The sequence below is a fragment of the Geodermatophilus sp. SMS 5-13 genome, assembly GCF_059428245.1.
Genome location: NZ_CP165729.1, coordinates 449954 through 474411 on the forward strand (window position 1 = coordinate 449954; position 24458 = coordinate 474411).

The following is a 24458-nucleotide window of genomic DNA, read 5'->3' on the forward strand; positions in this document are numbered from 1 at the left end:
GTGACGAAGCCTGCGACCGTGACCGGAGCGCTGGGGAACGACCACGGCTACGGCCCCGACATCGACCACGTCCTGCTCACCGAGCAGCAGATCCAGGGCAAGATCGCCGAGCTCGCGGAGGAGATCGCCCGCGACTACGCCGGCAAGGAGGTCCTGCTGGTCGGCGTCCTCAAGGGCGCCGTCCTGTTCATGAGCGACTTCGCCCGGGCCCTGCAGCTGCCCACCCAGATGGAGTTCATGGCCGTCTCCTCCTACGGGTCGGCCACCAGCTCCTCCGGCGTCGTCCGGATCCTCAAGGACCTCGACCGGGACATCACCGGCAAGCACGTGCTCGTGCTCGAGGACATCATCGACTCCGGCCTGACGCTGTCCTGGCTGCTGAAGAACCTCGGCGGCCGGCAGCCGGCCTCCCTCGAGGTCTGCGCGCTGCTGCGCAAGCCCGACGCGGTCAAGGTCGAGGTGCCGGTGCGGTACGTGGGCTTCGACATCCCGAACGAGTTCGTGATCGGCTACGGCCTGGACTACGCCGAGCGCTACCGCGACCTGCCCTACATCGCGACGCTGCGGCCCGAGGTCTACACCCAGTGATCCGTCGGCCCACCGGCCGCCACCGCCATCACATCGTCGCCCTCCGGGCGACACCGCCGCCAGGGGCCGTCCCGACCGCCGTGGAGCCGCTGCGGCCGCTGCCGTGGACCGCTCGGGGACCCTCCGGGCCCCGCGACCGGGCAACCCTCATTCGTTCGGGCTTGTTGACGGCTCGTGACCAGGGAATGCACAGCATCCCCGGTGTACCGTCGAGCACGACGACGCCGAGCCGCGCGCCGGGGTGACCGGGTCGCCGGCGGTGTCCCCGGACGATCAGGAGGGTCGACGGGCAGCCGGGGCGACCGGCCGCCCGGTCTCGGTGTATGGAACGTAAGAAGATCTTCCGCTCCGTGTGGTTCTGGGTCGTGCTCGTCGTTCTCCTGGCGGTCGCGTTCTCGTCCCTGTTCCGCGGCAACGGCGGCTACACGGAGGTGTCCACCTCCACGGCGCTCGAGCAGTTCGACAGGGGCAACGTCGAGTCGGCGACGATCAACGACAAGGAACAGACCCTCGACCTCGATCTGAAGAACGAGGTCGACGGCACGGACAAGATCAGTTCCTCGTACCCGATCGGCGCCTCGGAGCACATCTTCGACGTGGTGTCGGGCACGGGCGCCGACAACGGCGACGGCGTGAAGTTCGACACGACCGTGACCCAGGAGAGCGTCTTCGTCTCGATCCTGGTCAGTTTCCTGCCGTTCGTCGTCCTCCTCCTGCTGCTGTTCTGGCTGTTCAACTCCATGCAGGGCGGCGGCCGCGGGGTCATGGCCTTCGGCAAGTCCAAGGCCAAGGTGGTCAGCAAGGACACCCCGAAGACGACGTTCGCCGACGTCGCCGGCGCCGACGAGGCCGTCGAGGAACTGCACGAGATCAAGGACTTCCTGCAGAACCCGGTCAAGTTCCAGGCCGTGGGCGCGAAGATCCCCAAGGGCGTGCTGCTGTTCGGCCCGCCCGGGACCGGCAAGACGCTGCTGGCCCGCGCGGTGGCCGGCGAGGCCGGGGTGCCGTTCTTCTCGATCTCCGGCTCGGACTTCGTCGAGATGTTCGTCGGCGTCGGCGCCAGCCGGGTGCGCGACCTGTTCGAGCAGGCCAAGAACAACGCCCCGGCGATCATCTTCGTCGACGAGATCGACGCCGTCGGCCGGCACCGCGGCGCCGGCATGGGCGGCGGGCACGACGAGCGCGAGCAGACCCTCAACCAGATGCTCGTCGAGATGGACGGCTTCGACGTCAAGGGCGGCGTGATCATGATCGCCGCCACGAACCGGCCGGACATCCTCGACCCGGCGCTGCTGCGCCCCGGCCGCTTCGACCGGCAGATCGCCGTCGACCGGCCCGACCTCGAGGGCCGCAAGGCCGTCCTCGCCGTGCACGCCAAGGGCAAGCCGCTCGCGCCGGACGTCGATCTCGGGACCGTCGCCCGCCGGACCCCCGGCTTCACCGGCGCGGACCTGGCCAACGTGCTCAACGAGGCCGCGCTGCTCACCGCGCGCAACAACCGCTCGCTGATCGACGACGCCACCCTCGAGGAGGCGATCGACCGCGTCATCGCCGGCCCCGAGCGCAAGACGCGGGCGATGAGCGAGAAGGAGAAGAAGGTCACCGCCTACCACGAGGGCGGGCACGCCCTGGTGGCGCACGCGCTGCCCAACCTCGACCCCGTGCACAAGGTGACGATCCTGCCGCGCGGCCGCTCGCTCGGGCACACGCTCGTCCTGCCGACCGAGGACAAGTACACCCAGACCCGCTCGGAGATGATCGACACCCTGGCCTACGCGCTGGGCGGCCGGGCGGCCGAGGAGCTGGTCTTCCACGAGCCCACCACCGGCGCCGGCAACGACATCGAGAAGGCCACCGCGATGGCCCGGGCGATGGTCACGCAGTACGGCATGAGCGCCAAGCTCGGCGCGGTGAAGTACGGCCGCGACGACACCGAGCCGTTCCTGGGCCGCGACATGAGCTCGCACCCCGACTACTCCGAGGCCGTCGCCGCCGACATCGACTCCGAGGTGCGGGCGCTGATCGAGGCCGCGCACGACGAGGCGTGGGAGATCCTCGTCGAGTACCGGCAGGTGCTCGACAACCTCGTGCTCGAGCTGATGGAGAAGGAGACGCTGTCCAAGGAGGACATGGCCCGCATCTGCGCGCCGGTCCAGAAGCGTCCGTCGCTCGCCCCGTACAGCGGCTTCGGCAAGCGCACGCCCTCCGATCTCCCGCCGGTGCTCACGCCGGCCGAGCGGGCGGCGCAGAACGGCAACGGCCACGTCAGTGACGACACCTCCCCGGTCGGTGACGTCGGCGCACCCGTTCAGCGGTGACTGAAGACCTGCACGGGGGGATCGAGGGGGCGCTGAAGGGCGTCGACCGGCCACGCGCCGAGGCGGCGATCCGCGAGCTGCTCATCGCGGTGGGGGAGGACCCCGACCGCCCCGGGCTGAAGGACACCCCCGCGCGGGTCGCCCGCGCGTACACCGAGGTCTTCGCCGGCCTCTGGCAGGACCCGGGAGAGATCCTCTCGACCACCTTCGACGAGGACCACGACGAGCTCGTGCTGGTCAAGGACATCCCGATGTACTCGACCTGCGAGCACCACCTGGTGCCGTTCCACGGGGTGGCGCACATCGGCTACATCCCCGGGGACGACGGCCGGGTGACCGGGCTGTCGAAGCTGGCCCGGCTGGTCGAGGTCTACGCCCGCCGCCCGCAGGTGCAGGAGCGGATGACCTCGCAGATCGCCGACGCGCTGGCCGACGTCCTCAAGCCGCGCGGGGTGCTGGTGGTCATCGAGGCCGAGCACCTGTGCATGGCGATGCGCGGCATCCGCAAACCCGGCGCGCGCACCGTGACCTCCGCGGTACGGGGGATCTTCCGGGAGAACCTGGCGACCCGCAGCGAGGCGATGAGCCTCGTGCTGGGCCGGTGACCCGCATCGAGCTGCCGCGCCCCGGCCACTGCGTGGTCATGGGGGTCCTGAACGTGACCCCCGACTCCTTCTCCGACGGCGGCTGCTACGCCGACGCGGGCTCGGCCGTGGCGCACGGCCTGGAGATGCACGCGGCCGGCGCCGACTACGTCGACGTGGGCGGGGAGTCCACCCGCCCGGGCGCCGACCGGGTGGACGGCGCCGAGGAGTGCCGGCGGATCCTGCCGGTCATCGCCGAGCTGGCGTCGGCGGGCGTGCGGGTCAGCGTCGACACCACCCGCGCGGAGGTCGCCGAGGCGGCGCTGGACGCCGGGGCGGTGCTGGTCAACGACGTCAGCGGCGGGCTGGCCGATTCGGGCATGGCCAAGCTGGTCGCCGACGCCGGGGTGCCCTGGGTGCTCATGCACTGGCGCGGGCACAGCAAGCGGATGTACGCGGAGGCGCACTACGACGACGTCGTCGCCGAGGTCTGCGCCGAGCTCACCGCCCGCCGGGACGACGCCCTGGCCGCCGGCGTGGCCGCCGACCAGCTGGTGCTGGACCCCGGCCTGGGCTTCGCCAAGAACGCCCCGCACAACTGGGCGCTGCTGGCCGGCATCGACCGCATCGTCGCCCTGGGGCTGCCCGTGCTCGTCGGCGCCTCCCGCAAGACGTTCCTCGGCCGGCTGCTGGCCGGCCCGGGCGGCGAGCCGCGCCCCGCGGAGCAGCGGGACGCCGCCACCCTGGCCACCACGGTGCTCGCCGCCGAGGCGGGGGCGTGGGGCGTGCGCGTGCACGACGCCGCGGCCTCGGCCGACGCGGTGCGGGTCGTGGCCGCGGTGCGGGCGGTGCGCGATGCCTGACCGCATCACCGTCCGCGGGATCTCGGCGCACGCCCACCACGGCGTGTACGACTGGGAGCGGGAGCGCGGCCAGACCTTCCGCGTCGACGCCGTCCTGGAGGTCGACACCGCGCCCGCTGCCGCCGGTGACGACCTCGAGAAGACGGTCAACTACGCCGAGCTCGCGCAGCGGCTGCACGCCGTCCTCACCGGTGAGCCGGTGGACCTGCTCGAGACCCTCGCCCAGCGGCTGGCCGACGTCTGCCTGGCCGACCCGCTGGTCGACGCCGTCGAGATCACCGTGCACAAGCCCGAGGCCGAGCTCGGCGTCCCCTTCGACGACGTCACGGTGGCGATCCGCCGCGTGCGGCCGTGACCCGCGCGGTGCTCTCGCTGGGCGCCAACCTCGGTGATCGCGCCGCCACCCTGCGGGACGCGATCACCGCCCTGAAGGCCGACGGCCTGGTCGCCCGCTCGGTCCTCTACGAGACCCCGCCGTGGGGGCCGGTCGAGCAGCCGCCGTACCTCAACGCGATCGCGATCGTCCGGGGGCCGCGGGACGCCGCCGGCTGGCTGGCCCGCGCGCACGAGCTCGAGCAGGCCGCCGGGCGCACCCGCGAGGTCCGCTGGGGCGCCCGCACGCTCGACGTCGACGTGGTCGCGGTGACCGGGGACGACGGCGCTCCCGTGCGCTCCGACGACCCGGCGCTCACCCTCCCGCACCCGCGGGCCCACGAGCGGGCGTTCGTGCTGGTGCCGTGGCTGACCCTGGACCCGACGGCGGAGCTGCCCGGGCACGGGAAGGTCGCCGACCTGCTGGCCCAGCTGCCGCCCGAGGACGTCGCCGCCGTCGTGACGTGGGAGCACCTGCAGTGAAGCCGGTGAACCGGCGCGACCTCGCCGTCGCCGCGGTCGGGCTGGCCGTGGCGGCGTGGCTGCTCGTGCGCACCTTCTACGGCGACCTGCCGCGGCTGGACTGGTGGCTCGGCGTCCCGCTGGGTGTGCTCGCGCTCGCCGAGGCACTCGGCGCCCGCACGCTGGGCGCCCGGCTGGCCGCCGAGCGCGCGGCCCGGTCGGCGCAGCGACGCGGAACGGCCGCGGCCGGGCGGACCGCGGGACCCACCCGCCCGGTCGAGCCGATGCTGGTGGCCCGGCTCGCCGTCCTGGCCCAGGCCAGCGCGTGGGTGGGCGCCGTCTTCGTCGGCATCTGGACCGGCGTGCTGCTGCACGTCGCCCCGGAGATCGGCTCGCTGCAGGCGGCCGGCGGCGACACGCTGGCGGCGGTGCTGGGCGTCGTCCTGGCCGCCGCGCTGGTCTGGGCGGCGCTGCGGCTCGAGTCGGTCTGCCGAGTCCCCCCGGGCGGGGACGACGACCCCCCGCCCCTCGCCCCGCACGCGTAGCGGGACTTTCCGCGCGGAAAGTCCCTACAGGGCGGCGCCGGCGGTCTCGGGTTCGACGCCCTCGACGGAGCGGCGAAGGGCGGCGTGCAGCGAGGTCGGGGTGAGCACGCCGCAGAACCGGTCGCCGTCCAGCACGGCCACCCAGCCCGCCTCCAGCTGCAGCATGGTCGAGAACGCCGTCTTCAGCGTCGCGTCGACCGGCACCCAGGCCTCCATCCGCCGCGCCGCGGCGCCGACCGTGCCGTCGCCGGTCGCCCGCTCCGCCGACAGCCAGCCGTGCAGGGTGCCCTGGTCGTCGAGGACGACGGCCCAGCGCGCGCCCGCCCGCTCCAGCGCTGCGCGGGCGTCGGGAAGGCGGTCGGTCGCCCGCAGCACCGGCGGCTGCTCGAGGTCGTCGACGTCGATGCCGGTGACCGCGAGCCGCTTGAGCCCGCGGTCGGCGCCGACGAAGTCGGCCACGAACGGGCTGGCCGGCCGGCCGAGCAGCTCGGCGGGGGAGGCGAACTGCTCGACGTGCCCGCCCTGGCTCATGACCGCGATCCGGTCGCCGAGCCGGACCGCCTCCTCGATGTCGTGGGTGACGAACACGATCGTCTTGCGGACGTCGGCCTGCAGCCGCAGGAACTCCGACTGCAGCCGCTCGCGCACGATCGGGTCGACGGCGGAGAACGGCTCGTCCATCAGCAGCACCGGCGGGTCGGCGGCCAGCGCCCGCGCGACGCCGGCCCGCTGCCGCTGCCCGCCCGAGAGCTGGGCGGGGTAGCGGTCGCCGTACACGCCCGGGTCGAGGCCGACCGAGTCGAGCAGCTCGTCGACCCGCTCGCGGGTCCGCCGCTTGTCCCAGCCGAGCAGGCGCGGCACCGTCGCCACGTTGGTGCGCACGGTCTGGTGGGGGAACAGGCCGACGTTCTGGATGACGTAGCCGATGCGGCGGCGCAGCTGATCGGGGTCGACGCGGGTGACGTCCTCGCCGCCGAGCAGGATCCGCCCGGTCGACGGTTCGATGATCCGGTTGATCATCTTCATCGTCGTCGTCTTGCCGCAGCCCGACGGCCCGACCAGCACGGTCAGCTCGCCCGCGGCGAAGGTCAGGTCGAGCTCGGCGACGCCGACCGTGCCGTCCGGGTAGACCTTGCTGACCCCCTCGAGCCGGATCTCCTGGGCGGAGCCGGCGTTCCGCGCCGTCGCGCCGTCGTCCGGCAGCGCAGTAGCGTCCACGTCGTGCCCCTCCTGGGAAGCGTCCGTTCTTGAGCGCGGTGCTGGCGGCCGACGCCGCCCCGAACCCGTGGTTCGACCCTTCCTACGTCGTGGACAACTGGTCGTCCATTCTGAGCTACCTGGGCGAGCACGTGCGGCTGACCGTCTCCGCGGTCCTGCTCGGGGCGGTCATCGCGCTGCCGCTGGCCGTGCTGGCCCGGCGCAGCCGCTGGCTGGCCGGCCCCGTGCTCGGCCTGTCGACCGTCATCTACACGATCCCGTCCCTGGCGATGTTCGCCTTCGTCGCCCCGGTCACCGGGCTGACGACGACGACCGTGCTGGTCGGCCTGGTGCTCTACTCGCTGGTCATCCTCGTCCGCAACTTCCTCGCCGGGCTGCAGTCGGTGCCCCCCGACGTGCGCGAGGCCGCGCGGGGGATGGGCTACGGCCAGGCCCGTTTGTTCTGGCAGGTGGAGGTGCCGCTGGCGCTGCCCGCCTTCATGGCCGGCATCCGCGTCGCCACCGTGTCCACGGTCGCGCTGGTGACCGTCGGCGTGATCGTGGGACACGGCGGCCTCGGCCAGCTGATCACCGGGGGCTTCGCCGCCAACTTCTACCGCGCCGAGATCGTGACCGGCGCGGTCGGCTGCGTCCTGCTGGCGCTGTTCGCCGACCTGCTGCTGGTCGGCGTGGAGCGGCTGCTCACCCCCTGGGCGAGCCGGGTGCGCGCGTGAACCTCCTCAGCGACGCCTTCGTCTACCTCAACGACCCGTTCAACTGGACGCGCCCGAACGGCATCCTCGACCTGCTCGCCGAGCACCTGCGGATCTCCGCGCTCGCCGTGCTGGCCGCCATGCTGGTCGCCATCCCGGTGGGCGTCCTGCTCGGGCACACCGGCCGCGGTGGCGGCTTCACGGTGGCGCTGTCCAACGTGTCACGCGCGGTGCCGACCCTCGCGCTGCTCACCCTCTTCGCCGTCACGCCGATCGGGTTCGGCCCGACGGCGACCACGATCGCGCTCGCGGTCTTCGCGATCCCGCCGATCCTCACCAACACCTACGTCGGGTACCGCGGGGTCGACCGCGACGTGGTCGAGGCTGCCCGCGCGATGGGGTTCGGCGGCCGGCAGGTGGCCCTGCGCGTCGAGCTGCCGCTGGCCTCGCCGCTGCTGATGACCGGCGTGCGCACCGCCGCGGTGCAGGTCGTGGCGACGGCGACGCTGGCCGCGCTCGTGGCCGGCGGCGGGCTCGGCCGGATCATCACGCTCGGGTTCCGCCAGCAGGACTACGGCGCCGTCCTGGCCGGGGCGATCCTGGTGGCCGCGCTCGCGATCCTCACCGAGCTGGTCCTGGCCGGGCTGTCGTGGGCCCTGGCCCCGGGGCAGAAGCGGTGGCCGTGGGCCGCGCGCCGCCGTCCCGCTCCGGGAACGCCGGAGCTGGCGGCGGCCGATGTGCCGCTGTGAAGCCCGTAACAGATCGGCAAAGGCTGCTGACCCGCATTGCCTCGATGGAGGAGGGCGGGGTTCGATGTTCGCCGCGGGACATCTCCCGCCAGACACGCGTGGCGGCAGCACCCGGGCCGCCCGGGACACAGAAGGCGGGCCCATGCGTACGCGCACCCGGTATCTCATCCCTCTCGCGCTGGTTTCCGTGCTCGCCACGGCGGCCTGCGGCGAGTCCGGCTCCTCCGGCACCGGCGGCAGCACCGAGAGCGCCGGCGGAACCGCCGCGGGCGACGCCTGCGCCCCGGTGGCCGGTGACCAGCTGGTCGTGCTCGAGGACGACAAGCACCTGCAGAACGCCGACAACGTCATCCCGGCGGTCAACGCCGCGGCGGCCGCGGCCAACCCGGCTCTGCTCGACTCGCTGAACGCCGTCTCCGCGGTGCTCACGACCGACGACCTGATCGCGATGAACGCCGCGGTCGACGTCCAGCGGCAGAGCGTCGCGGACGTCGCGTCCGGCTTCGTCAGCGACAAGGGCCTCGACTCCGGCGTCACCGGCGGCAGCGGCCCGGTCGTCGTGGGTGCCGCCGACTTCACCGAGTCGCAGGTGCTGGCCACGGTCTACGCCGACGTGCTCAACGCCGCCGGCTTCCAGGCCACCGTGCAGACGGTCGGCAACCGCGAGCTGTACCTGCCGGCGCTCGAGCGCGGCGAGATCCAGGCCTTCCCCGAGTACCTGGCCACGGTCACCGAGTTCATCGAGGGCGACGACTCCACCCAGGTCGCCTCCGGGGACGTCGACGCCACGGTCGCGGCCCTCACGCCCCTGGCCGAGGGCGTCGGGCTGGTCTTCGGTGACCCGGCCGAGGCCGCGGACCAGAACGCCTTCGCCGTCACCAAGGACTTCGCCGACAACCTCGGCGTCACGACGCTCTCCGAGCTGGCCGACGCCTGCGGCGACGGGTCGCTGACCCTCGGCGGCCCCGGTGAGTGCCCGACCCGGCCGGCGTGCCAGCCCGGCCTGGAGGAGACCTACGGCCTGAAGTTCGCGGGCTTCCAGGAGTTCGACGCCGGTGGCCCGCTGACCAAGGCGGCGATCCAGCAGGGCGAGGTCTCGATCGGCCTGGTCTTCAGCTCCGACGGCGCCCTCGCCCAGGGCTGACGCGGACGCGGAGGATCCGTCGGCGTGACGCCGACGGATCCACTCCGCGTCAGTACCAGCCGCCGGGGGGCAACTGTTCGCCGGCGTCGGCGGGGACCGTGGTCCGGTTCCCGTCCGGCGCCAGCGGGCAGGACCACCGCGGGTCGTAGGTGCAGGACGGGTGGTAGGCGAAGTTGAGGTCGACCACCAGCCGCTCGCCGGTCCCGCCCAGGTCCGCGCCCTTGATCGTGTCCAGCAGGTAGCGGCCGCCGCCGTACGTCGTCCGTCCGGCGCTGCCGTCGCGCAGCGGCAGGAAGACCCCGCCGCCGTAACCGCCGAGCCACCAGACGTCGACCGACCCCAGCGGCCCGAGCGTGACGGTGCCGATCCGGTCCAGGGGGACGACGCCGTCGGCGTCGGTCGGCAGTTCCAGCCGGCGCGGCGCGGCCGGCGCCAGCGTCGCCTCGAACCGCAGCGCCGGGTCGTACGGCGCGAACGGCAGGCCGGGGAAGCCGCGGCGCGCGGCGGCGTCCAGCGGGGAGTCCGGGTGGGTGGCGAACAGCTCGTCGCGGCCGTCGCGCCAGGCGCGCCAGCCGGCCTCGGGATCGGCCGACGAGCGGGCCGCGGCGTACAGGGCGGTCACCCGGCGGCGCCAGTCGAGCAGGGACAGCGACATGCGGTCACTGTGCCCGACGCCGCTCGCCCCTGAGCCGCTTCCTCCCGGCCGAGATCACTGTCCGCCGTTACGCTGTCACCATGCGGGGGCAGCAGGACGACGACGTCGCCTGGCACCCCGCCCCGAAGGACCGCCGGACGGACGGTCCGGCGTCCTCGGCGCTGCGGACCTACGGCCTCGTCGCCGGCTTCGTCCTCGCGGTGGCGGCCACCGCCGTCGTCTTCCTGACCGACAACCCGCAGCACCTGCGGCTGGCCGTCATCGTGGCCGCCTGGGCGTTCGTGCTCGCCGCCTTCCTCGCCGGCCGGCGCCGCGCCGAGACCCAGGCCGTCGCCGCGCGCGAGGCGGAGATCCGGCGCAGCTACGAGCACGAGCTCGACCGGGAGGCCGCGGCCCACCGCGCGTACGAGCTCGAGCTGGAGAACCAGCTGCGCCGCGAGACCGAGCAGTTGATGCGCGCGGAGCTCACGGCGCTGCGCCAGGAGATCTCCGGCCTGTCCGGGCTGCGCGACGAGATCGCCCGCGTCTCCGCGCTCCGGGACGAGGTCGCCCGCGTGTCGTCGCTGCGCGACGAGATCGCCCGGGTGTCCGCGCTGCGCGACGAGCTGGCCGGGATCGCGGCGCTGCGCTCCGACGTCGCCTCGCTCTCCGCGCTCCGGGAGGACCTCACCCAGCTCACCGAGCTGCGCGCCGACATGGGCCGGCTGCGCACCGAGCTCACCGAGCAGCTCAACGGCGAGATGCTGGTCGAGCGGATCCTGCTGCGCACCCAGTCGAGCCGGACGCCGGCCGACTCCGGCCCCGCCGAGGTCGCGCGCACCGTCGAGGCACCGGCGCTCTGGGAGGACGACCGGCCGCCGCTGGAGCTGACCGGTGGCTGGCCCGCCGTCCGCCTCGACGACCTGCCGGAGACGCGGCAGGCCGAGCGGGTGCGCGTGGACCGGCCGCTGCCCTCGCCCGGCAGCCGGCCCGTGGCGGCCTCCTGGACGGCGGAGCAGCCGGCCGCCGCGTTGAGCACGCCGCCGGTTCCCGCCCGGCCCACGCCACCGCCGCCCACGCCGCTGGAGTGGCTGGCCGACCGCGCCCTCGTCGAGCCGGCGGACGTGACGCCGCGCCACTCCCGCCACGCCGCCGCCGAACCGGCCGACGTCCCGGCAGGGCACGAGGCACCCGCCCGGCACGAGCCCCCGGCACGGCACGAGGCGCCCGCGTGGCGCGAGACCTCGGCGTGGCGCGAGACCCCGGCGTGGCAGGAGGTGGCGACGCCGCACGACCGGTCCGGCGCGCTGCCGGCCGACCTGCTGCCGCCGGTGCCGCAGCGCCGCCGCCGCACCGACGAGCCGCTCGACGACCACACCGAGGAGCGCCCGGCCACCCCGGCGACGAGCTACGAGCCGATCGTCCGGCCGTCGCCGTCCCCCCGGCCCTCGCCCCGCCCGCGCCCGACGCCCACGCCGGCACTCCTGCAGGAGGAGGCCGATTCCGCCGGCCACCAGCGGCTGGCCGAGATCCTCGCCGACCGCGAGGTCCAGCCGCCGTCGGGCGGCCGGCGCCGGCGGCGCTACCGCGACGACGACGAGCCCGACGACGTGCTGGCCCGCGTCCTCGGCGAGAACGGAGGCTGAGCGCGCAGGAAACCTGCGCGCTCGCACTCCGAGCGTTCAGCGCGGCCCCTTGGAGAGGCCGCCGCCGTCGATCACCAGGGTCTGCCCGGTGATCCACCCGGCGCCGTCGCCCAGCAGGTAGGCCGCGGCCTCGCCGACGTCCTCCGGGACGCCGAGCCGCTTCAGCGGGTAGTTGGCGGCCACCTCGGCCTCGCGGCCCTCGTAGAGCGCGCCGGCGAAGCGGGTCTTCACCACCGCCGGCGCCACCGCGTTGACCCGGACCTTCGGGCCGAGCTCCACCGCCAGCTGGGTGGTGAGGTTGATCAGCGCCGCCTTGCTGACGCCGTAGGCCGCGATGTTCTCCGACGACCGCAGCCCGGCCACCGAGGCGACGATCAGGATCGAGCCGCCGTGCTCGGCCATCCACGCCCGCCACGCCTCCTGCACGAGGCCGAGCGACGAGACGACGTTGGTGTCCAGCACCTTGCGGAACGTGTCCAGGTCCAGGTCGACGACCGGCCCGTACACCGGGTTGACGCCGACGTTGCCCACGAGCATGTCCAGGCTGCCGAAGGTCTCCACGGCCGTGCGGACGGCGGCGGCGCGGTGCTCGGCGTCGCCGGCGTGACCGGGCACCGCCACGGCCACCTCCGCGCCGCCCAGCGCCTCCACCGCCTCGGCCAGCACCTCGGGCTTGCGGGCGGTCAGCACCACCCGCGCACCGCGGTCGACCAGGCTGCGGGCGATGGCCAGGCCGATGCCCCGGCTGCCGCCGGTCACCAGCGCGGTGCGCCCCTCCATCGAGGGCTTGCCTGCGGACACGCATCCTCCTTCGTCGGCCCCGTCGCCGCGCGGAGCGTAGGTGCGCACCCCAGGGTGAGGCACCCCACACTCCGGATCCGTTGCGGGGGGCGCACGGTGGTCACACACTCGCCATCGGCGCCACACCCGCGTGACACATCCGGGTTGCAGCGGGGACGGCGCCGGAACCACCCAGCGAGACCAGCGCTGCCCACCGAGGTCCACGACGGCGTGGACCCGCCCCTGAGTCCGGTACCCGCGAGGGACTGGAACGAGAGGTGCACCGATGCCTGCTGCCCGCAGGACCCATCGCGCTGCCGGCCTCGCGCCCGCCGCCACCGCTCCCGCCCGCCTCCGCGTGGGCGTCATCGGTGCCGGCCGCGTAGGAGCCGTGCTCGGCGCCGCACTCGCCGCCGCGGGCCACGACGTCGTCGCGGCCGCCGGCCTGTCCACCGCCTCCGCCGAGCGGGCCGCCCGCCTGCTGCCCGGCGTCCCCCTGCTGCACGCCGACGAGCTGGTCGCCGCCAGCGATCTCGTGATCCTCGCGGTGCCCGACGACACCCTGCCCGGCCTGGTCGCCGGCCTCGCCGAGACCGGCGTCTGGCGCCCCGGGCAGATGACCTTCCACACGTCCGGGGCACACGGGCTGGCCGTGCTCGCGCCCGCACAGCTCGCCGGCGTGCTGCCGCTGGCGCTGCACCCGGCGATGACCTTCACCGGCGCCCCCGAGGACGTCGACCGGCTCGTCGGTGCCCCGTTCGGCGTCACCAGCCGCCCCGAGCACCGCGCCGTCGCCGAGACCCTCGTGCTGGAGATGGGCGGCGAGCCGTTCTACGTCGCCGAGGAGGACCGGCGGCTCTACCACGCCGCGCTGGTCACCGGCGCCAACCACCTGGTCACGCTGGTCGCCGAGGCGGCGGACCTGCTGCGCTCGGCCGGCGTCGAGGAGCCGGCGCGGGTGCTGACGCCGCTGCTCACCGCGGCGCTGGACAACGGCCTGCGCCGCGGGGACCGCGGGCTCACCGGCCCGGTCAGCCGCGGCGACGTCGGCACCGTCGCCGACCACCTCGAGACGCTCAACGACCGCGCGCCCGCGTCCGTGGCCGCCTACGTCGTCATGGCGCAGCGGACCACCGAGCGGGCGCTCGGCGCCGGCCGGCTCAAGCGGCACGAGGCGGCTCCGCTGCTCGACCTGCTCTACGACGCCGCCGACACCGCGAGCTCGCGGTGAGCCTCACCACCACCCCGGCCGTCGCCGAGTCCACCGCGGAGCTCGCCCGGCTGCGCGCGCAGCTGCCGGCTCCGGTGGTGCTCGTGCCGACGATGGGCGCCCTGCACGAGGGACACCGCACCCTCGTCCGTGCCGCCAGGGAGCGCGGCGGCAGCGTCGTCGTCTCGGTCTTCGTCAACCCGACCCAGTTCGGGCCGGGGGAGGACTTCGACCGCTATCCGCGCACCTGGGACGCCGACCTCGCCGCGCTGGCCGAGGAGGGCGCGGACGTCGTCTTCCACCCGCCGGTCGAGGAGGTCTACCCGCCGGGGTCGCTCGGCGTGACCGTGCAGCCCGGTCCGGTCGGCGGCCTGCTCGAGGGCGCCGTCCGGCCGGGGCACTTCGCCGGCGTGCTGACCGTCGTGGCCAAGCTCTTCGGCCTGGTCCGCCCCGACGTCGCCGTCTTCGGTGAGAAGGACTACCAGCAGCTGACGCTGATCCGCGCCATGGCCCGGGAGCTCGCGCTCGGCCTCGAGGTGGTCGGCGTCCCCACGGTCCGCGAGGACGACGGCATGGCGCTGTCCAGCCGCAACCGCTACCTGTCGGCGGAAGAGCGGTCCACCGCCGCGGCGTTGTCACGAGCACTGCGTGCCGGCGCCGACGCCGGTCCGCACGGCGCCGAGGCGGTGCTCGCCGCGGCGCACGAGGTCCTCGCGACCGCGCCCGGGCTGGTCCTCGACTACCTCGAGCTCACCGACCCCGACCTCGGCCCGGCGCCCGCCGCCGGCCCCGCCCGCCTGCTGGTCGCCGCCCGCGCCGGCAGCACCCGCCTGATCGACAACGCCCCCGTCACCCTCGGAGCCCACCGATGATGCGCACGATGCTCAAGTCCAAGATCCACCGCGCGACGGTGACCCAGGCCGACCTGCACTACGTCGGCTCGGTCACCATCGACGAGGACCTGCTGGACGCCGCCGACCTGCTGCCCGGCGAGCAGGTGGCCATCGTCGACGTCACCAACGGCGCCCGCCTGGAGACCTACGTCATCCCCGGTGAGCGGGGCAGCGGCGTGATCGGCATCAACGGCGCCGCCGCGCACCTCGTCCACCCCGGCGACCTGGTGATCATGATCAGCTACGGCGTCATGGACGAGACCGAGGCGAAGAGCTACCTCCCCAAGGTCGTGCACGTCGACGGCGCCAACCGCATCGTCGAGCTGGGCGGGGACCCCGCCGCGCCGTCTCCGGGTGTTCTGGGACAGGTCCGCGGCGACACGATTCAGGGGTGACAACCCTCACCGCGACCGGCCTCCCTCTCCGGCTCGCCGCTCCCGCCCCCGGCTGGGAGCTGGCGGCGGACGTCTGCATCGTGGGCTCCGGGGTGGCCGGGCTCTGCGTCGCCCTGCACGCGCGGGCGGCCGGGCTGTCGGTCGCCGTCGTCACCAAGGTCCTGGTGGACGACGGGTCGACCCGGTGGGCGCAGGGCGGGATCGCCGCCGTCCTCGACCCCGCGGACAGCCCGGAGGCGCACGCTCGCGACACGTTCGTCGCCGGGGTCGGCCTGTGCGAGCCGGCCGCGGTCGACGCCCTGGTGCACGAGGGCCCGGAGCGGCTGCGCCAGCTGATCGGCTGGGGCGCCGCCTTCGACCGCGACTCCCTCGGCCACCTGCTGCTCACCCGCGAGGGCGGGCACTCCGCGAACCGGATCGTGCACGCCGGCGGCGACGCGACCGGCGCCGAGGTGATGCGCGCGCTGTGCACCGCCGTGCTGGCCGACCCGGGCATCACGCTCGTCGAGCACGCGATGGCGCTCGACCTGCTCCGCGACGCCGACGGCCGCGCCGCCGGGGTCACCCTGCACGTGCTGGGGGAGGGCAGTGCGGACGGCGTCGGCGCGGTGCGCGCCCGCGCGGTCGTGCTGGCCACCGGCGGCATGGGGCAGGTCTACGCGGCCACCACCAACCCGTCGGTCTCCACCGGGGACGGCGTCGCGCTCGGCCTGCGTGCCGGCGCGGTCGCCACCGACCTGGAGTTCGTGCAGTTCCACCCCACCTCCCTGTACCGCGGTCCGGGCGCGCGCGGGCAGCAGCCGCTGGTCAGCGAGGCGCTGCGCGGCGAGGGCGCGGTGCTGGTCGACGGCGCCGGCGAGCGGTTCATGGTGGGCGTGCACCCGCTGGCCGAGCTGGCGCCGCGCGACGTCGTCGCCAAGGCGATCACCCGGATCCAGCTGCGCGACGGCGTGCCGCACGTCTGGCTCGACGCCCGGCACGTGCCGGGTCTCACCGAGCGGTTCCCGACGATCGTGGCCAGCTGCCGCGCGGCCGGCATCGACCCGGTCACCGAGCTGATCCCGGTGACCCCCGCCGCCCACTACGCCTCCGGCGGGCTGGCCACCGACCTGTCCGGCCGCACGACGGTGCCCGGCCTGTACGCGTGCGGCGAGGCGGCGTGCACCGGCGTGCACGGGGCCAACCGGCTGGCCTCCAACTCGCTGCTGGAGGGGCTGGTCTTCGCCGCGCGCATCGGCGACTCGCTGGCCCGCGAGCTGCCGCCGCCCGAGCCGGCGCGCCCGGAGGAGCCGTCGGCGTCCGGGCTGCTGGACGCGGCCGGCCGCGACCGCGTCACCGGGACGATGTCCGAGCACGTCGGCGCGCTGCGCAACGGTGACGGGCTGGGCCGGGCCACCGCGGACCTGGCCGCCCTGGCCGGGGGACTGAGCCCGCTGCCGCCCGGCGTCGACAGCTGGGAGGCCACCGACCTGCTCACCGTCGCCAGCGCGCTGACCGCCGCCGCGGCCGCCCGCGAGGAGACCCGCGGCTGCCACTGGCGCGAGGACCACCCAGGCACCGAGGAGGCGTGGCGGGTGCACCTCGACGTCCGCCTCGACGACGACGGCCGGCTGCAGCTGGCCCGCCGCCCGGTCGGCGCCCCCGTCGGAGGTGGCTGGTGAGCGACCCCGCGGACCTCACCGGCACCGGCCTGTCCGAGGCCTGGGTGGCCGAGCTCGTCGAGCGCACCCTTGCCGAGGACCTCACCGGCGGCGCGCCGCTGCCCGGGCCGCCCGACCTCGCCGTCGCCCACGACGTCACCAGCTCGGCCACCATCCCGGCCGGCCGGCTCGGCACCGCCGACCTGGTGGCCCGGGCGGACGGCGTGGTCGCCGGCCTGCCCGTGGCCGCCCGGGTGTTCCTGCGGCTGGCGCCCGGCGCCACGCTCACCGCTGTCGCCGCCGACGGCGACCGCGTGCGCCGCGGCGACGTGCTGCTCACCGTCCGCGGCCCGGTGCGGGCGCTGCTGGCCGCCGAGCGCAGCGCGCTGAACATCGCCAGCCGGGCCAGCGGGATCGCCACGCACACCCGCGCCTGGGTGGACGCGGTCGAGGGCACCAAGGCGCGGGTCCTCGACACCCGCAAGACGACGCCGGGGCTGCGGCCGCTGGAGAAGTACGCCGTCCGCTGCGGCGGCGGCGCGAACAAGCGCATGGGCCTCTACGACGTGGCGATGATCAAGGACAACCACGTCGCCGCCGCCGGGTCCGTGGCCGCCGCCGTCGCCGCGGTGCGCGAGCGCGCCCCGAGGGTGACCGTGCAGGTCGAGGTCGACACCCCCGCGCAGGCGGTGGAGGCCGTCGAGGCCGGGGCCGACTTCCTGCTCTGCGACAACATGCCCCCGGCCGTCCTGCGCGAGGTCGTGGAGCTCGTCGGCGGGCGGGCCGAGCTGGAGGCCACCGGCGGCCTCACCCTGGCCGTCGCCCGCGAGGTCGCCGAGACGGGGGTGGACTACCTGTCCGTCGGCGCGCTGACGCACAGCTCGCCGATCCTCGACCTCGCCCTCGACCTGCGGGCCGGGTGACCGGTGCTCCTCACCGTCGACGTCGGCAACAGCCAGACCGTCCTCGCGACCTTCGACGGCGCGCGGCGGGTGGGCTGCTGGCGGGTCACGACGCAGCCGCGGGCGACCTCCGACGAGCTGCGCATGCTCTGGCGCGGCCTGCTGCGCGACACCGAGGTCACCGGGGTGGCCGCCTGCTCCACCGTGCCGGCGCTGCTGCCGGTGCTGCGCCAGCTGCTGGACTCCCTCGACGTGCCCGTCGTCCTGATCGGGCCGGGGGTGCGCACGGGCGTGCCGCTGCACGTGGACAACCCGCGCGAGGTGGGCGCCGACCGCGTGGTCACCGCGCTGGCCGCGCACGAGCTGTTCGGCCGTTGGCCCGACGGCCGCGGCCGGCCGGTGGTCGTCGTCGACTTCGGCACCTCCACCAACGTGGACGCCGTCGGCCCGGACGGGCAGTTCCTCGGCGGCGCCCTGGCCCCCGGCGTGGAGGTGAGCCTGGACGCGCTGGCCAACCGGGCCGCCCAGCTGCGCTCGGTCGAGCTCACCGTGCCCTCGCAGGCGATCGGGAAGAACACGGTCGCCGCGCTGCAGTCGGGGCTGGTCCTCGGGTTCGCCGGGCTGGTCGACGGGCTGGTCGCCCGGATCGCGGCCGAGATCGTCGCGCAGTTCGGGGCCGCCCCGGTCGTCGTCGCCACCGGCGGGCTCTCGCCGGTGGTGGTCGACAGCTGCCGGTCGATCGGCGAGCGCGAGCCCGACCTCACCGTGCACGGACTGCGGCTGGCCTTCGAACGGCATCAGGCGGCAGGACGGCGTCCGCCCTCCCCGTAGGCTGTGCGGCGTCATGACCGATGAACCCCCCGGCGACGACCTTCCTGAACAGCTGCGCGTCCGCCGCGCCAAGCTCGACCGGCTCCGCGAGGCCGGTGTCGACCCCTACCCCGTGGTGGTGCCGCGCACGGCCACGCTGGCCGAGGTCCGGGAGAAGCACCCCGACCTCGAGCCGGACACGATGACCGGCGAGCGGGGCGGGGTCACCGGGCGGGTGATCTTCGTCCGCAACACCGGCAAGCTGTGCTTCGCGACGCTGCGCGAGGGCGACGCCGAGCTGCAGGTCATGCTCTCCCTCGACCGCGTGGGGGAGGAGTCGCTGGCCGCGTGGAAGGCCGACGTCGATCTCGGCGACCACGTGTTCGTCGAGGGCGAGATCGGGACGTCGCGCCGCGGCGAGCTCTCGGTGTTCGCCGACCGCTGGCAGCTCACCGCCAAGGCGCTGCGGCCGCTGCCGGTCGCGCACAAGCCGATGAGCGAGGAGCTGCGGGTCCGCCGCCGCTACGTCGACCTGATCGTCCGCGACGAGGCGCGACGGACCGTCCGCCAGCGCGCCACGGTCATGCGGACGCTGCGGACCGGGCTGACCTCCCGCGGGTACCTCGAGGTCGAGACGCCGATGCTGCAGACGGTGCACGGCGGGGCGGCGGCACGGCCGTTCCGCACCCACATGAACGCCTTCGACCTCGACCTGTACCTGCGGATCGCGCCGGAGCTGTTCCTCAAGCGCTGCATCGTCGGCGGCCTCGACCGGGTGTTCGAGATCAACCGGAACTTCCGCAACGAGGGCGCCGACAGCTCCCACTCGCCCGAGTTCGCGATGCTCGAGTGCTACGAGGCCTACGCCGACTACCAGGTGATGGCCACGCTCACCCGCGAGCTGATCCAGGAGTGCTCGGTCGCGCTGTTCGGCGACCACGTCGCGCGCCACCACGACGGCACCGAGGTCGACCTCTCGGGCGTCTGGCCCCAGATCCCCCTGTTCTCCGCCGTCTCCGAGGCGGTCGGGGAGGAGATCACCCCGGAGACACCGGTGGAGAAGCTGCGCGCCGTCGCCGAGCGGCACGACGTCGGCGTCGACCCCGCGTGGCTGCCCGGCAAGGTGGTCGAGGAGATCTTCGAGGCGCTCGTCCAGCCCACGCTGCAGTCGCCGACCTTCGTCGTCGACTATCCGGTCGACACCTCGCCGCTCACGCGGGCCCACCGCAGCACGCCGGGCCTCGCGGAGAAGTGGGATCTGTACATCGGCGGCGTGGAACGCGCCACCGCCTATTCCGAACTCGTCGACCCGGTGGTGCAGCGGGAACGGTTCAGCGCGCAGGCGTTGCTCGCCGCGGCCGGCGATCCCGAGGCGATGGTGCTCGACGAGGACTTCCTCGAGGCGCTCGAGTACGGGATGCCGCCCACCGGTGGCATGGGCATGGGCATGGACCGGCTGATGATGACGCTGACCGGGCTCGGCATCCGCGAGACCATTCTCTTCCCTCTGGTGCGCCCGCTTTCCACCTGAGAGAACGCTGTGCGTTCCGAAACTCGTCGTCCGATGGCGGAATCTTCATTCTCCTAAGTGACGCCACGCGTCAGGCATTGGTCAAATGGTCGGCCGTTGTGGTGGAATGAGCCGCATCCGACCCGGGTGAATTTGGCCCCGCCCGGGCGGCTCGACGAAATGAGGAACGAATGGCGCGCAAGGTTCAGGTCATCCTGAGCGACGACCTCGACGAGAACGTCTCCGCGGACGAGACCGTGAGCTTTGCCCTGGACGGCACCAACTACGAGATCGACCTGTCCGACAAGAACGCCCAGGAGATGCGCGACGCCTTCTCGCGCTATGTGCAGGCGGCGCGCAAGGTGGGCCGCGCGGCCGGCCGCGCCTCGGGCGGGGGCCGCTCGCGTGCCACCGGTGGCGGCCGCATGGACCGTGAGCAGGCCGGTGCCATCCGCGACTGGGCCCGCAAGAACGGCCACCAGGTCAGCGACCGCGGCCGCATCCCGGCCAGCGTCGTCGAGGCCTACGAGGCCGCCCACTGACGGCCTCGTCCCGAGGCTGACGGCGCGCGAAGCGGGTCGTGAGAAGGACGAGGTCCTTCTGGTCGGGTTCGGCCCGGTTCCCCCTGGGGGAGCCGGGCCGTCGCCGTCCTACCGAGGGGTAGGCGGTGCGGGCGGGAGGGGATGGACGGCGGCCGGCGCGTCGGCGGCGTGTCCGCTGACGGCGTAACACGGGTGGAACACCTCTGCGCCAGCATCGGTTCAACCGGACAGCCACCCACCGTCCCAGGGCTTCCGCCGACGGGACGGCGTGGTCCGTGACTACAGTGGAATGACCGGTGCGCCAGCGCGCCGACTCCAGTCGGATGTTCCGTACGGGCAACCGGAGGAACGAGCCGGACCAGCCGGTCAGAGGAGAAGCAGCAGATGTTCGAACGGTTCACCGACCGAGCCCGCCGAGTCGTCGTCCTGGCCCAGGAAGAGGCCCGGATGCTCAACCACAACTACATCGGCACCGAGCACATCCTCCTGGGCCTGATCCACGAGGGTGAGGGTGTCGCGGCCAAGGCGCTCGAGTCCCTCGGCATCTCGCTGGAGGGCGTCCGCCAGCAGGTGGAGGAGATCATCGGCCAGGGGCAGCAGGCCCCGTCCGGGCACATCCCCTTCACCCCGCGCGCCAAGAAGGTGCTCGAGCTGTCCCTGCGCGAGGCGCTGCAGCTCGGCCACAACTACATCGGCACCGAGCACATCCTGCTCGGCCTGATCCGCGAGGGCGAAGGCGTCGCCGCCCAGGTCCTCGTGAAGCTGGGCGCCGACCTCAACCGCGTCCGCCAGCAGGTCATCCAGCTGCTCTCGGGCTACCAGGGCAAGGAGCCGGCCGCGGCCGGTGGCCCGGCCGAGGGCACGCCGTCCACCTCGCTGGTCCTCGACCAGTTCGGCCGCAACCTGACCCAGGCCGCCCGCGACTCCAAGCTCGACCCGGTCATCGGGCGGGGCAAGGAGATCGAGCGGGTCATGCAGGTCCTCTCGCGGCGGACCAAGAACAACCCGGTCCTCATCGGCGAGCCCGGCGTCGGCAAGACCGCCGTCGTCGAGGGCCTGGCCCAGGCCATCGTCAAGGGCGAGGTGCCCGAGACGCTGAAGGACAAGCAGCTCTACACCCTCGACCTGGGCGCGCTGGTCGCCGGTTCCCGCTACCGCGGTGACTTCGAGGAGCGGCTGAAGAAGGTCCTCAAGGAGATCCGCACCCGCGGCGACATCATCCTGTTCATCGACGAGATCCACACCCTCGTCGGGGCCGGTGCCGCGGAGGGCGCGATCGACGCCGCCAGCATCCTCAAGCCGATGCTGGCCCGCGGCGAGCTGCAGACCATCGGCGCCACGACGCTCGACGAGTACCGCAAGCACCTCGAGAAGGACGCCGCCCTCGAGCGGCGCTTCCAGCCGATCCAGGTGGGCGAGCCGACGCTGACCCACACGATCGAGATCCTCAAGGGCCTGCGCGACCGCTACGAGGCGCACCACCGGATCAGCATCACCGACGGCGCGCTGGTCGCCGCCGCGACGCTGGCCGACCGGTACATCTCCGACCGCTTCCTGCCGGACAAGGCGATCGACCTGATCGACGAGGCCGGTGCCCGGATGCGGATCAAGCGGATGACCGCCCCGCCGGACCTGCGCGAGTTCGACGACCGGATCGCCGGCATCCGCCGCGAGAAGGAGTCGGCGATCGACGCGCAGGACTTCGAGAAGGCCGCGTCTCTGCGCGACAAGGAGAAGCAGCTCCTGGGCGAGAAGGCCGAGCGCGAGAAGCAGTGGAAGGCCGGCGACATGGACGTCGTCGCCGAGGTCGACGACGAGCAGATCGCCGAGGTTCTGGCCAACTGGACCGGTATCCCCGTCTTCAAGCTCACCGAGGAGGAGACGACCCGTCTGCTCCGCATGGAGGACGAGCTCCACAAGCGGATCATCGGCCAGGAAGAGGCCATCAAGAGCGTCAGCCAGGCGATCCGGCGCACGCGTGCGGGCCTCAAGGACCCGCGCCGTCCGGGCGGTTCGTTCATCTTCGCCGGCCCCTCGGGTGTCGGTAAGACCGAACTGGCGAAGGCGCTGGCGAGCTTCCTCTTCGGTGACGACGACGCGCTCATCCAGATCGACATGGGCGAGTTCCACGACCGCTTCACCGTTTCCCGTCTCGTCGGTGCGCCTCCCGGTTACGTCGGTTACGACGAGGGCGGCCAGCTGACCGAGAAGGTGCGGCGCAAGCCGTTCTCGGTGGTGCTCTTCGACGAGATCGAGAAGGCCCACCAGGACGTGTTCAACACGCTCCTGCAGGTGCTCGAAGACGGCCGGCTCACCGACGGTCAGGGCCGGATCGTGGACTTCAAGAACACGATCCTGATCCTCACGACCAACCTCGGTACGCGGGACATCTCGAAGGCGGTCGGCCTCGGCTTCCAGGCCGGGAACGACACGCAGTCGAACTACGAGCGCATGAAGACCCGGGTCCACGACGAGCTCAAGCAGCACTTCCGGCCCGAGTTCCTCAACCGCATCGACGACATCGTGGTGTTCCACCAGCTGACCGAGCAGGAGATCATCCGGATCGTCGACCTGATGCTCGCCCGCGTGGAGAGCCAGCTGTCGAACAAGGACATGGCGCTCGAGGTCACCGAGCCGGCCAAGAAGCTGCTGGCCCACCGCGGCTTCGACCCGGTGCTGGGCGCCCGGCCGCTGCGCCGGACGATCCAGCGGGAGATCGAGGACGCCCTGAGCGAGAAGATCCTCTACGGCGAGCTGGCCGCCGGCCAGATCGTGGTGGTGGACGTCGACGAGGCCGAGGGTGCGCAGCAGAAGTTCACCTTCCGCGGCGAGGCCAAGCCGATCGACGTGCCCGACACCCCGCCGGTCGCCCTCTCGGGCGGCGACGAGGAGGGCCCGGCCGCCAAGGCAGCCGAGTGACTCGATAGGCGCGCACAGAGGCCGCTCCACCCGCCGGGTGGAGCGGCCTCTGCCGTCTCCGGAGTTGATCATCGGCGAGTGGCTGCCCCTGCCGGCGTGTCGGGCAGCCATTCGCCGATGGTCAACTCTGCGGAAGGGCGAACCGGCCGTCGGGGGTCTGCTCGACCAGGCCGTCGACCAGCAGCGAGTCCAGGCAGCGGGACCGCTGGACGGCGTCGTCCCAGGCGGCGTCCAGCTCGGCCGCCTCCACCGGGTGCGCCGCCGCGCGCAGCACGTCCAGCAGCCGCCCGCGCACCTGCCGGTCGGTGCCGGAGAACTTCTGCACCCGCCGCGGCGGCCCCTCGTGCGGGGGACAGCCGGCCAGCCGCCAGGCGCAGCGGTCACGCACCGGGCAGACGGCGCACCGCGGCGTCCCGGCCACGCAGACCAGCGCGCCGAGCTCCATGGCCGCGACTGAGAAGCGCACCGCCCGCGCCGGGTCCGCCGGGGCCAGCGCGGCGACGTCGGCCAGGTCGCTCGCGCGCGCGGTGCCGGCCTCGGCGCGACCGTGCACCAGCCGCGCCAGCACCCGGCGCACGTTCGTGTCGACCACCGGCTGCGGGCGCCCGTGCCCGAAGCAGGCCACCGCCCGGGCCGTGTAGGTGCCGATGCCGGGCAGCGTTTCCAGCGCGGCCACGTCGTCGGGCACCACGCCGCCGTGCCGCTCGGTGAGCGCGACCGCCGTCTCCCGCAGCCGCAGCGCGCGCCGCGGGTAGCCCAGCTTCCCCCACGCCCGGATCACCTCCGCCGGCGTCGCCGCGGCCAGCGCGGCGGGGGTGGGCCACTGCGCCGTCCACGCCCGCCAGACCGGCTCCACGCGGGCCACCGGGGTCTGCTGCAGCATCACCTCGCTGACCAGCACCGCCCAGGCGTCCACGCCCGGCCGGCGCCACGGCAGGTCGCGCGCGGCGTTGGCGTACCAGTCGACGAGGACCTCGCCGGTGTCGCTCGTCGGTGTGCCCACGACGGTCCAGTGTGCCGTTCCCCGGCAGCGGCGTGCCGG

24 protein-coding genes are annotated in these 24458 nt (G+C 73.9%); 20 read left to right on the plus strand and 4 right to left on the minus strand.

The features are described from left to right. The 7 genes from hpt (at position 1) to AB3388_RS02215 (ending at position 5732) form a co-directional block, all read left to right on the plus strand. The gene (hpt, locus tag AB3388_RS02185) at positions 1 to 588 is read left to right on the plus strand and encodes a hypoxanthine phosphoribosyltransferase (RefSeq protein WP_495409114.1); all 588 of its coding nucleotides are present in this window, start codon (positions 1 to 3) and stop codon (positions 586 to 588) included. A 350-nt stretch (positions 589 to 938) separates the two neighbouring features. Then, entirely contained in the window at positions 939 to 2906 is a 1968-nt protein-coding gene (gene ftsH, locus AB3388_RS02190) for an ATP-dependent zinc metalloprotease FtsH (protein WP_495409115.1), read from the plus strand. Beyond that, positions 2903 to 3511: a GTP cyclohydrolase I FolE gene (gene folE / locus AB3388_RS02195; RefSeq protein ID WP_495409116.1), complete on the plus strand. Its 609-nt coding sequence runs from the start codon at positions 2903 to 2905 to the stop codon at positions 3509 to 3511. Before ftsH ends, folE begins: the two co-directional genes overlap by 4 nt. After that, positions 3508 to 4353 (plus strand): dihydropteroate synthase, encoded by an 846-nt coding sequence (gene folP / locus AB3388_RS02200; protein ID WP_495409117.1) that lies wholly within the window; start codon positions 3508 to 3510, stop codon positions 4351 to 4353. Before folE ends, folP begins: the two co-directional genes overlap by 4 nt. Next, on the plus strand, positions 4346 to 4708 hold the full coding sequence (gene folB, locus AB3388_RS02205) for a dihydroneopterin aldolase (RefSeq protein WP_495409118.1): 363 nt from the start codon (positions 4346 to 4348) through the stop codon (positions 4706 to 4708). The genes folP and folB overlap by 8 nt, the downstream gene beginning before the upstream one ends. Next, entirely contained in the window at positions 4705 to 5208 is a 504-nt protein-coding gene (gene folK, locus AB3388_RS02210; RefSeq protein WP_495409119.1) for a 2-amino-4-hydroxy-6-hydroxymethyldihydropteridine diphosphokinase, read from the plus strand. Before folB ends, folK begins: the two co-directional genes overlap by 4 nt. A gap of 5 nt (positions 5209 to 5213) precedes the next feature. After that, on the plus strand, positions 5214 to 5732 hold the full coding sequence (locus tag AB3388_RS02215) for a DUF3180 domain-containing protein (protein ID WP_495409120.1): 519 nt from the start codon (positions 5214 to 5216) through the stop codon (positions 5730 to 5732). A gap of 24 nt (positions 5733 to 5756) precedes the next feature. Here AB3388_RS02215 and AB3388_RS02220 read toward each other — a convergent pair whose 3' ends face one another. After that, on the minus strand, positions 5757 to 6950 hold the full coding sequence (locus AB3388_RS02220) for an ABC transporter ATP-binding protein (RefSeq protein ID WP_495409121.1): 1194 nt from the start codon (positions 6948 to 6950) through the stop codon (positions 5757 to 5759). 38 nt (positions 6951 to 6988) lie between these two features. On the opposite strand from AB3388_RS02220, the gene AB3388_RS02225 reads away from it, so the two are divergent. The 3 genes from AB3388_RS02225 to AB3388_RS02235 all read left to right on the plus strand — a co-directional run bounded on the left by AB3388_RS02225 (position 6989) and on the right by AB3388_RS02235 (position 9535). Next, positions 6989 to 7663 (plus strand): ABC transporter permease, encoded by a 675-nt coding sequence (locus tag AB3388_RS02225; protein WP_495411430.1) that lies wholly within the window; start codon positions 6989 to 6991, stop codon positions 7661 to 7663. Then, positions 7660 to 8391 carry an ABC transporter permease gene (locus tag AB3388_RS02230; protein WP_495409122.1) on the plus strand — a complete coding sequence of 244 codons (732 nt, stop codon included), beginning with the start codon at positions 7660 to 7662 and terminating at the stop codon, positions 8389 to 8391. Before AB3388_RS02225 ends, AB3388_RS02230 begins: the two co-directional genes overlap by 4 nt. A gap of 142 nt (positions 8392 to 8533) precedes the next feature. Continuing rightward, a complete protein-coding gene (locus tag AB3388_RS02235) occupies positions 8534 to 9535 on the plus strand; it encodes a glycine betaine ABC transporter substrate-binding protein (RefSeq protein WP_495409123.1) in 1002 nt (333 codons plus the stop codon). Positions 9536 to 9584: 49 nt separating this feature from the next. On the opposite strand, the gene AB3388_RS02240 is transcribed toward AB3388_RS02235, so the two are convergent. Continuing rightward, a complete protein-coding gene (locus AB3388_RS02240) occupies positions 9585 to 10190 on the minus strand; it encodes a DUF1684 domain-containing protein (protein ID WP_495409124.1) in 606 nt (201 codons plus the stop codon). Between the two features lie 80 nt (positions 10191 to 10270). Here AB3388_RS02240 and AB3388_RS02245 point away from each other — a divergent pair, with 80 nt between their 5' ends. Beyond that, complete coding sequence (locus AB3388_RS02245) at positions 10271 to 11815, plus strand: DUF6779 domain-containing protein (RefSeq protein WP_495409125.1); 1545 nt, start codon at positions 10271 to 10273, stop codon at positions 11813 to 11815. Between the two features lie 36 nt (positions 11816 to 11851). Here the strand turns inward: AB3388_RS02245 and AB3388_RS02250 are convergent, their stop codons facing one another. Continuing rightward, entirely contained in the window at positions 11852 to 12616 is a 765-nt protein-coding gene (locus AB3388_RS02250) for an SDR family oxidoreductase (RefSeq protein ID WP_495409126.1), read from the minus strand. A gap of 265 nt (positions 12617 to 12881) precedes the next feature. Here AB3388_RS02250 and AB3388_RS02255 point away from each other — a divergent pair, with 265 nt between their 5' ends. The 9 genes from AB3388_RS02255 (at position 12882) to AB3388_RS02295 (ending at position 23416) form a co-directional block, all read left to right on the plus strand. Further along, the gene (locus tag AB3388_RS02255) at positions 12882 to 13826 is read left to right on the plus strand and encodes a Rossmann-like and DUF2520 domain-containing protein (protein ID WP_495409127.1); all 945 of its coding nucleotides are present in this window, start codon (positions 12882 to 12884) and stop codon (positions 13824 to 13826) included. After that, a complete protein-coding gene (panC, locus tag AB3388_RS02260; RefSeq protein WP_495409128.1) occupies positions 13823 to 14677 on the plus strand; it encodes a pantoate--beta-alanine ligase in 855 nt (284 codons plus the stop codon). The genes AB3388_RS02255 and panC overlap by 4 nt, the downstream gene beginning before the upstream one ends. 8 nt (positions 14678 to 14685) lie before the next feature. Continuing rightward, positions 14686 to 15093, plus strand: coding sequence for an aspartate 1-decarboxylase (panD, locus tag AB3388_RS02265; protein ID WP_495409129.1), 408 nt, complete (start codon positions 14686 to 14688; stop codon positions 15091 to 15093). Then, positions 15090 to 16754, plus strand: a complete 1665-nt coding sequence (locus tag AB3388_RS02270) for an L-aspartate oxidase (RefSeq protein ID WP_495409130.1) — start codon at positions 15090 to 15092, stop codon at positions 16752 to 16754. The genes panD and AB3388_RS02270 overlap by 4 nt, the downstream gene beginning before the upstream one ends. Next, positions 16751 to 17656 carry a carboxylating nicotinate-nucleotide diphosphorylase gene (nadC, locus tag AB3388_RS02275; RefSeq protein ID WP_495409131.1) on the plus strand — a complete coding sequence of 302 codons (906 nt, stop codon included), beginning with the start codon at positions 16751 to 16753 and terminating at the stop codon, positions 17654 to 17656. The genes AB3388_RS02270 and nadC overlap by 4 nt, the downstream gene beginning before the upstream one ends. Before the next feature lie 3 nt (positions 17657 to 17659). Next, the gene (locus AB3388_RS02280) at positions 17660 to 18466 is read left to right on the plus strand and encodes a type III pantothenate kinase (RefSeq protein ID WP_495409132.1); all 807 of its coding nucleotides are present in this window, start codon (positions 17660 to 17662) and stop codon (positions 18464 to 18466) included. A 13-nt stretch (positions 18467 to 18479) separates the two neighbouring features. After that, positions 18480 to 19976 (plus strand): lysine--tRNA ligase, encoded by a 1497-nt coding sequence (lysS, locus tag AB3388_RS02285; RefSeq protein ID WP_495409133.1) that lies wholly within the window; start codon positions 18480 to 18482, stop codon positions 19974 to 19976. A gap of 170 nt (positions 19977 to 20146) precedes the next feature. After that, positions 20147 to 20497 carry a histone-like nucleoid-structuring protein Lsr2 gene (locus AB3388_RS02290; protein ID WP_495409134.1) on the plus strand — a complete coding sequence of 117 codons (351 nt, stop codon included), beginning with the start codon at positions 20147 to 20149 and terminating at the stop codon, positions 20495 to 20497. 384 nt (positions 20498 to 20881) lie between these two features. Continuing rightward, positions 20882 to 23416 (plus strand): ATP-dependent Clp protease ATP-binding subunit, encoded by a 2535-nt coding sequence (locus AB3388_RS02295; protein ID WP_495409135.1) that lies wholly within the window; start codon positions 20882 to 20884, stop codon positions 23414 to 23416. 121 nt (positions 23417 to 23537) lie between these two features. Here AB3388_RS02295 and AB3388_RS02300 read toward each other — a convergent pair whose 3' ends face one another. Then, on the minus strand, positions 23538 to 24419 hold the full coding sequence (locus tag AB3388_RS02300) for an HhH-GPD family protein (RefSeq protein ID WP_495409136.1): 882 nt from the start codon (positions 24417 to 24419) through the stop codon (positions 23538 to 23540). Positions 24420 to 24458 lie beyond the last annotated feature (39 nt).

Excerpts from the sequence above, each read along its gene's own strand:
- folB (WP_495409118.1), top strand. The coding sequence starts at position 4,346 with ATGCCTGACCGCATCACCGTCCGCGGGATCTCGGCGCACGCCCACCAC.
- AB3388_RS02235 (WP_495409123.1), top strand. The coding sequence starts at position 8,534 with ATGCGTACGCGCACCCGGTATCTCATCCCTCTCGCGCTGGTTTCCGTG.
- AB3388_RS02240 (WP_495409124.1), bottom strand. The coding sequence starts at position 10,190 with ATGTCGCTGTCCCTGCTCGACTGGCGCCGCCGGGTGACCGCCCTGTAC.
- AB3388_RS02245 (WP_495409125.1), top strand. The coding sequence starts at position 10,271 with ATGCGGGGGCAGCAGGACGACGACGTCGCCTGGCACCCCGCCCCGAAG.
- AB3388_RS02255 (WP_495409127.1), top strand. The coding sequence starts at position 12,882 with ATGCCTGCTGCCCGCAGGACCCATCGCGCTGCCGGCCTCGCGCCCGCC.
- panD (WP_495409129.1), top strand. The coding sequence starts at position 14,686 with ATGCTCAAGTCCAAGATCCACCGCGCGACGGTGACCCAGGCCGACCTG.
- lysS (WP_495409133.1), top strand. The coding sequence starts at position 18,480 with ATGACCGATGAACCCCCCGGCGACGACCTTCCTGAACAGCTGCGCGTC.
- AB3388_RS02290 (WP_495409134.1), top strand. The coding sequence starts at position 20,147 with ATGGCGCGCAAGGTTCAGGTCATCCTGAGCGACGACCTCGACGAGAAC.
- AB3388_RS02295 (WP_495409135.1), top strand. The coding sequence starts at position 20,882 with ATGTTCGAACGGTTCACCGACCGAGCCCGCCGAGTCGTCGTCCTGGCC.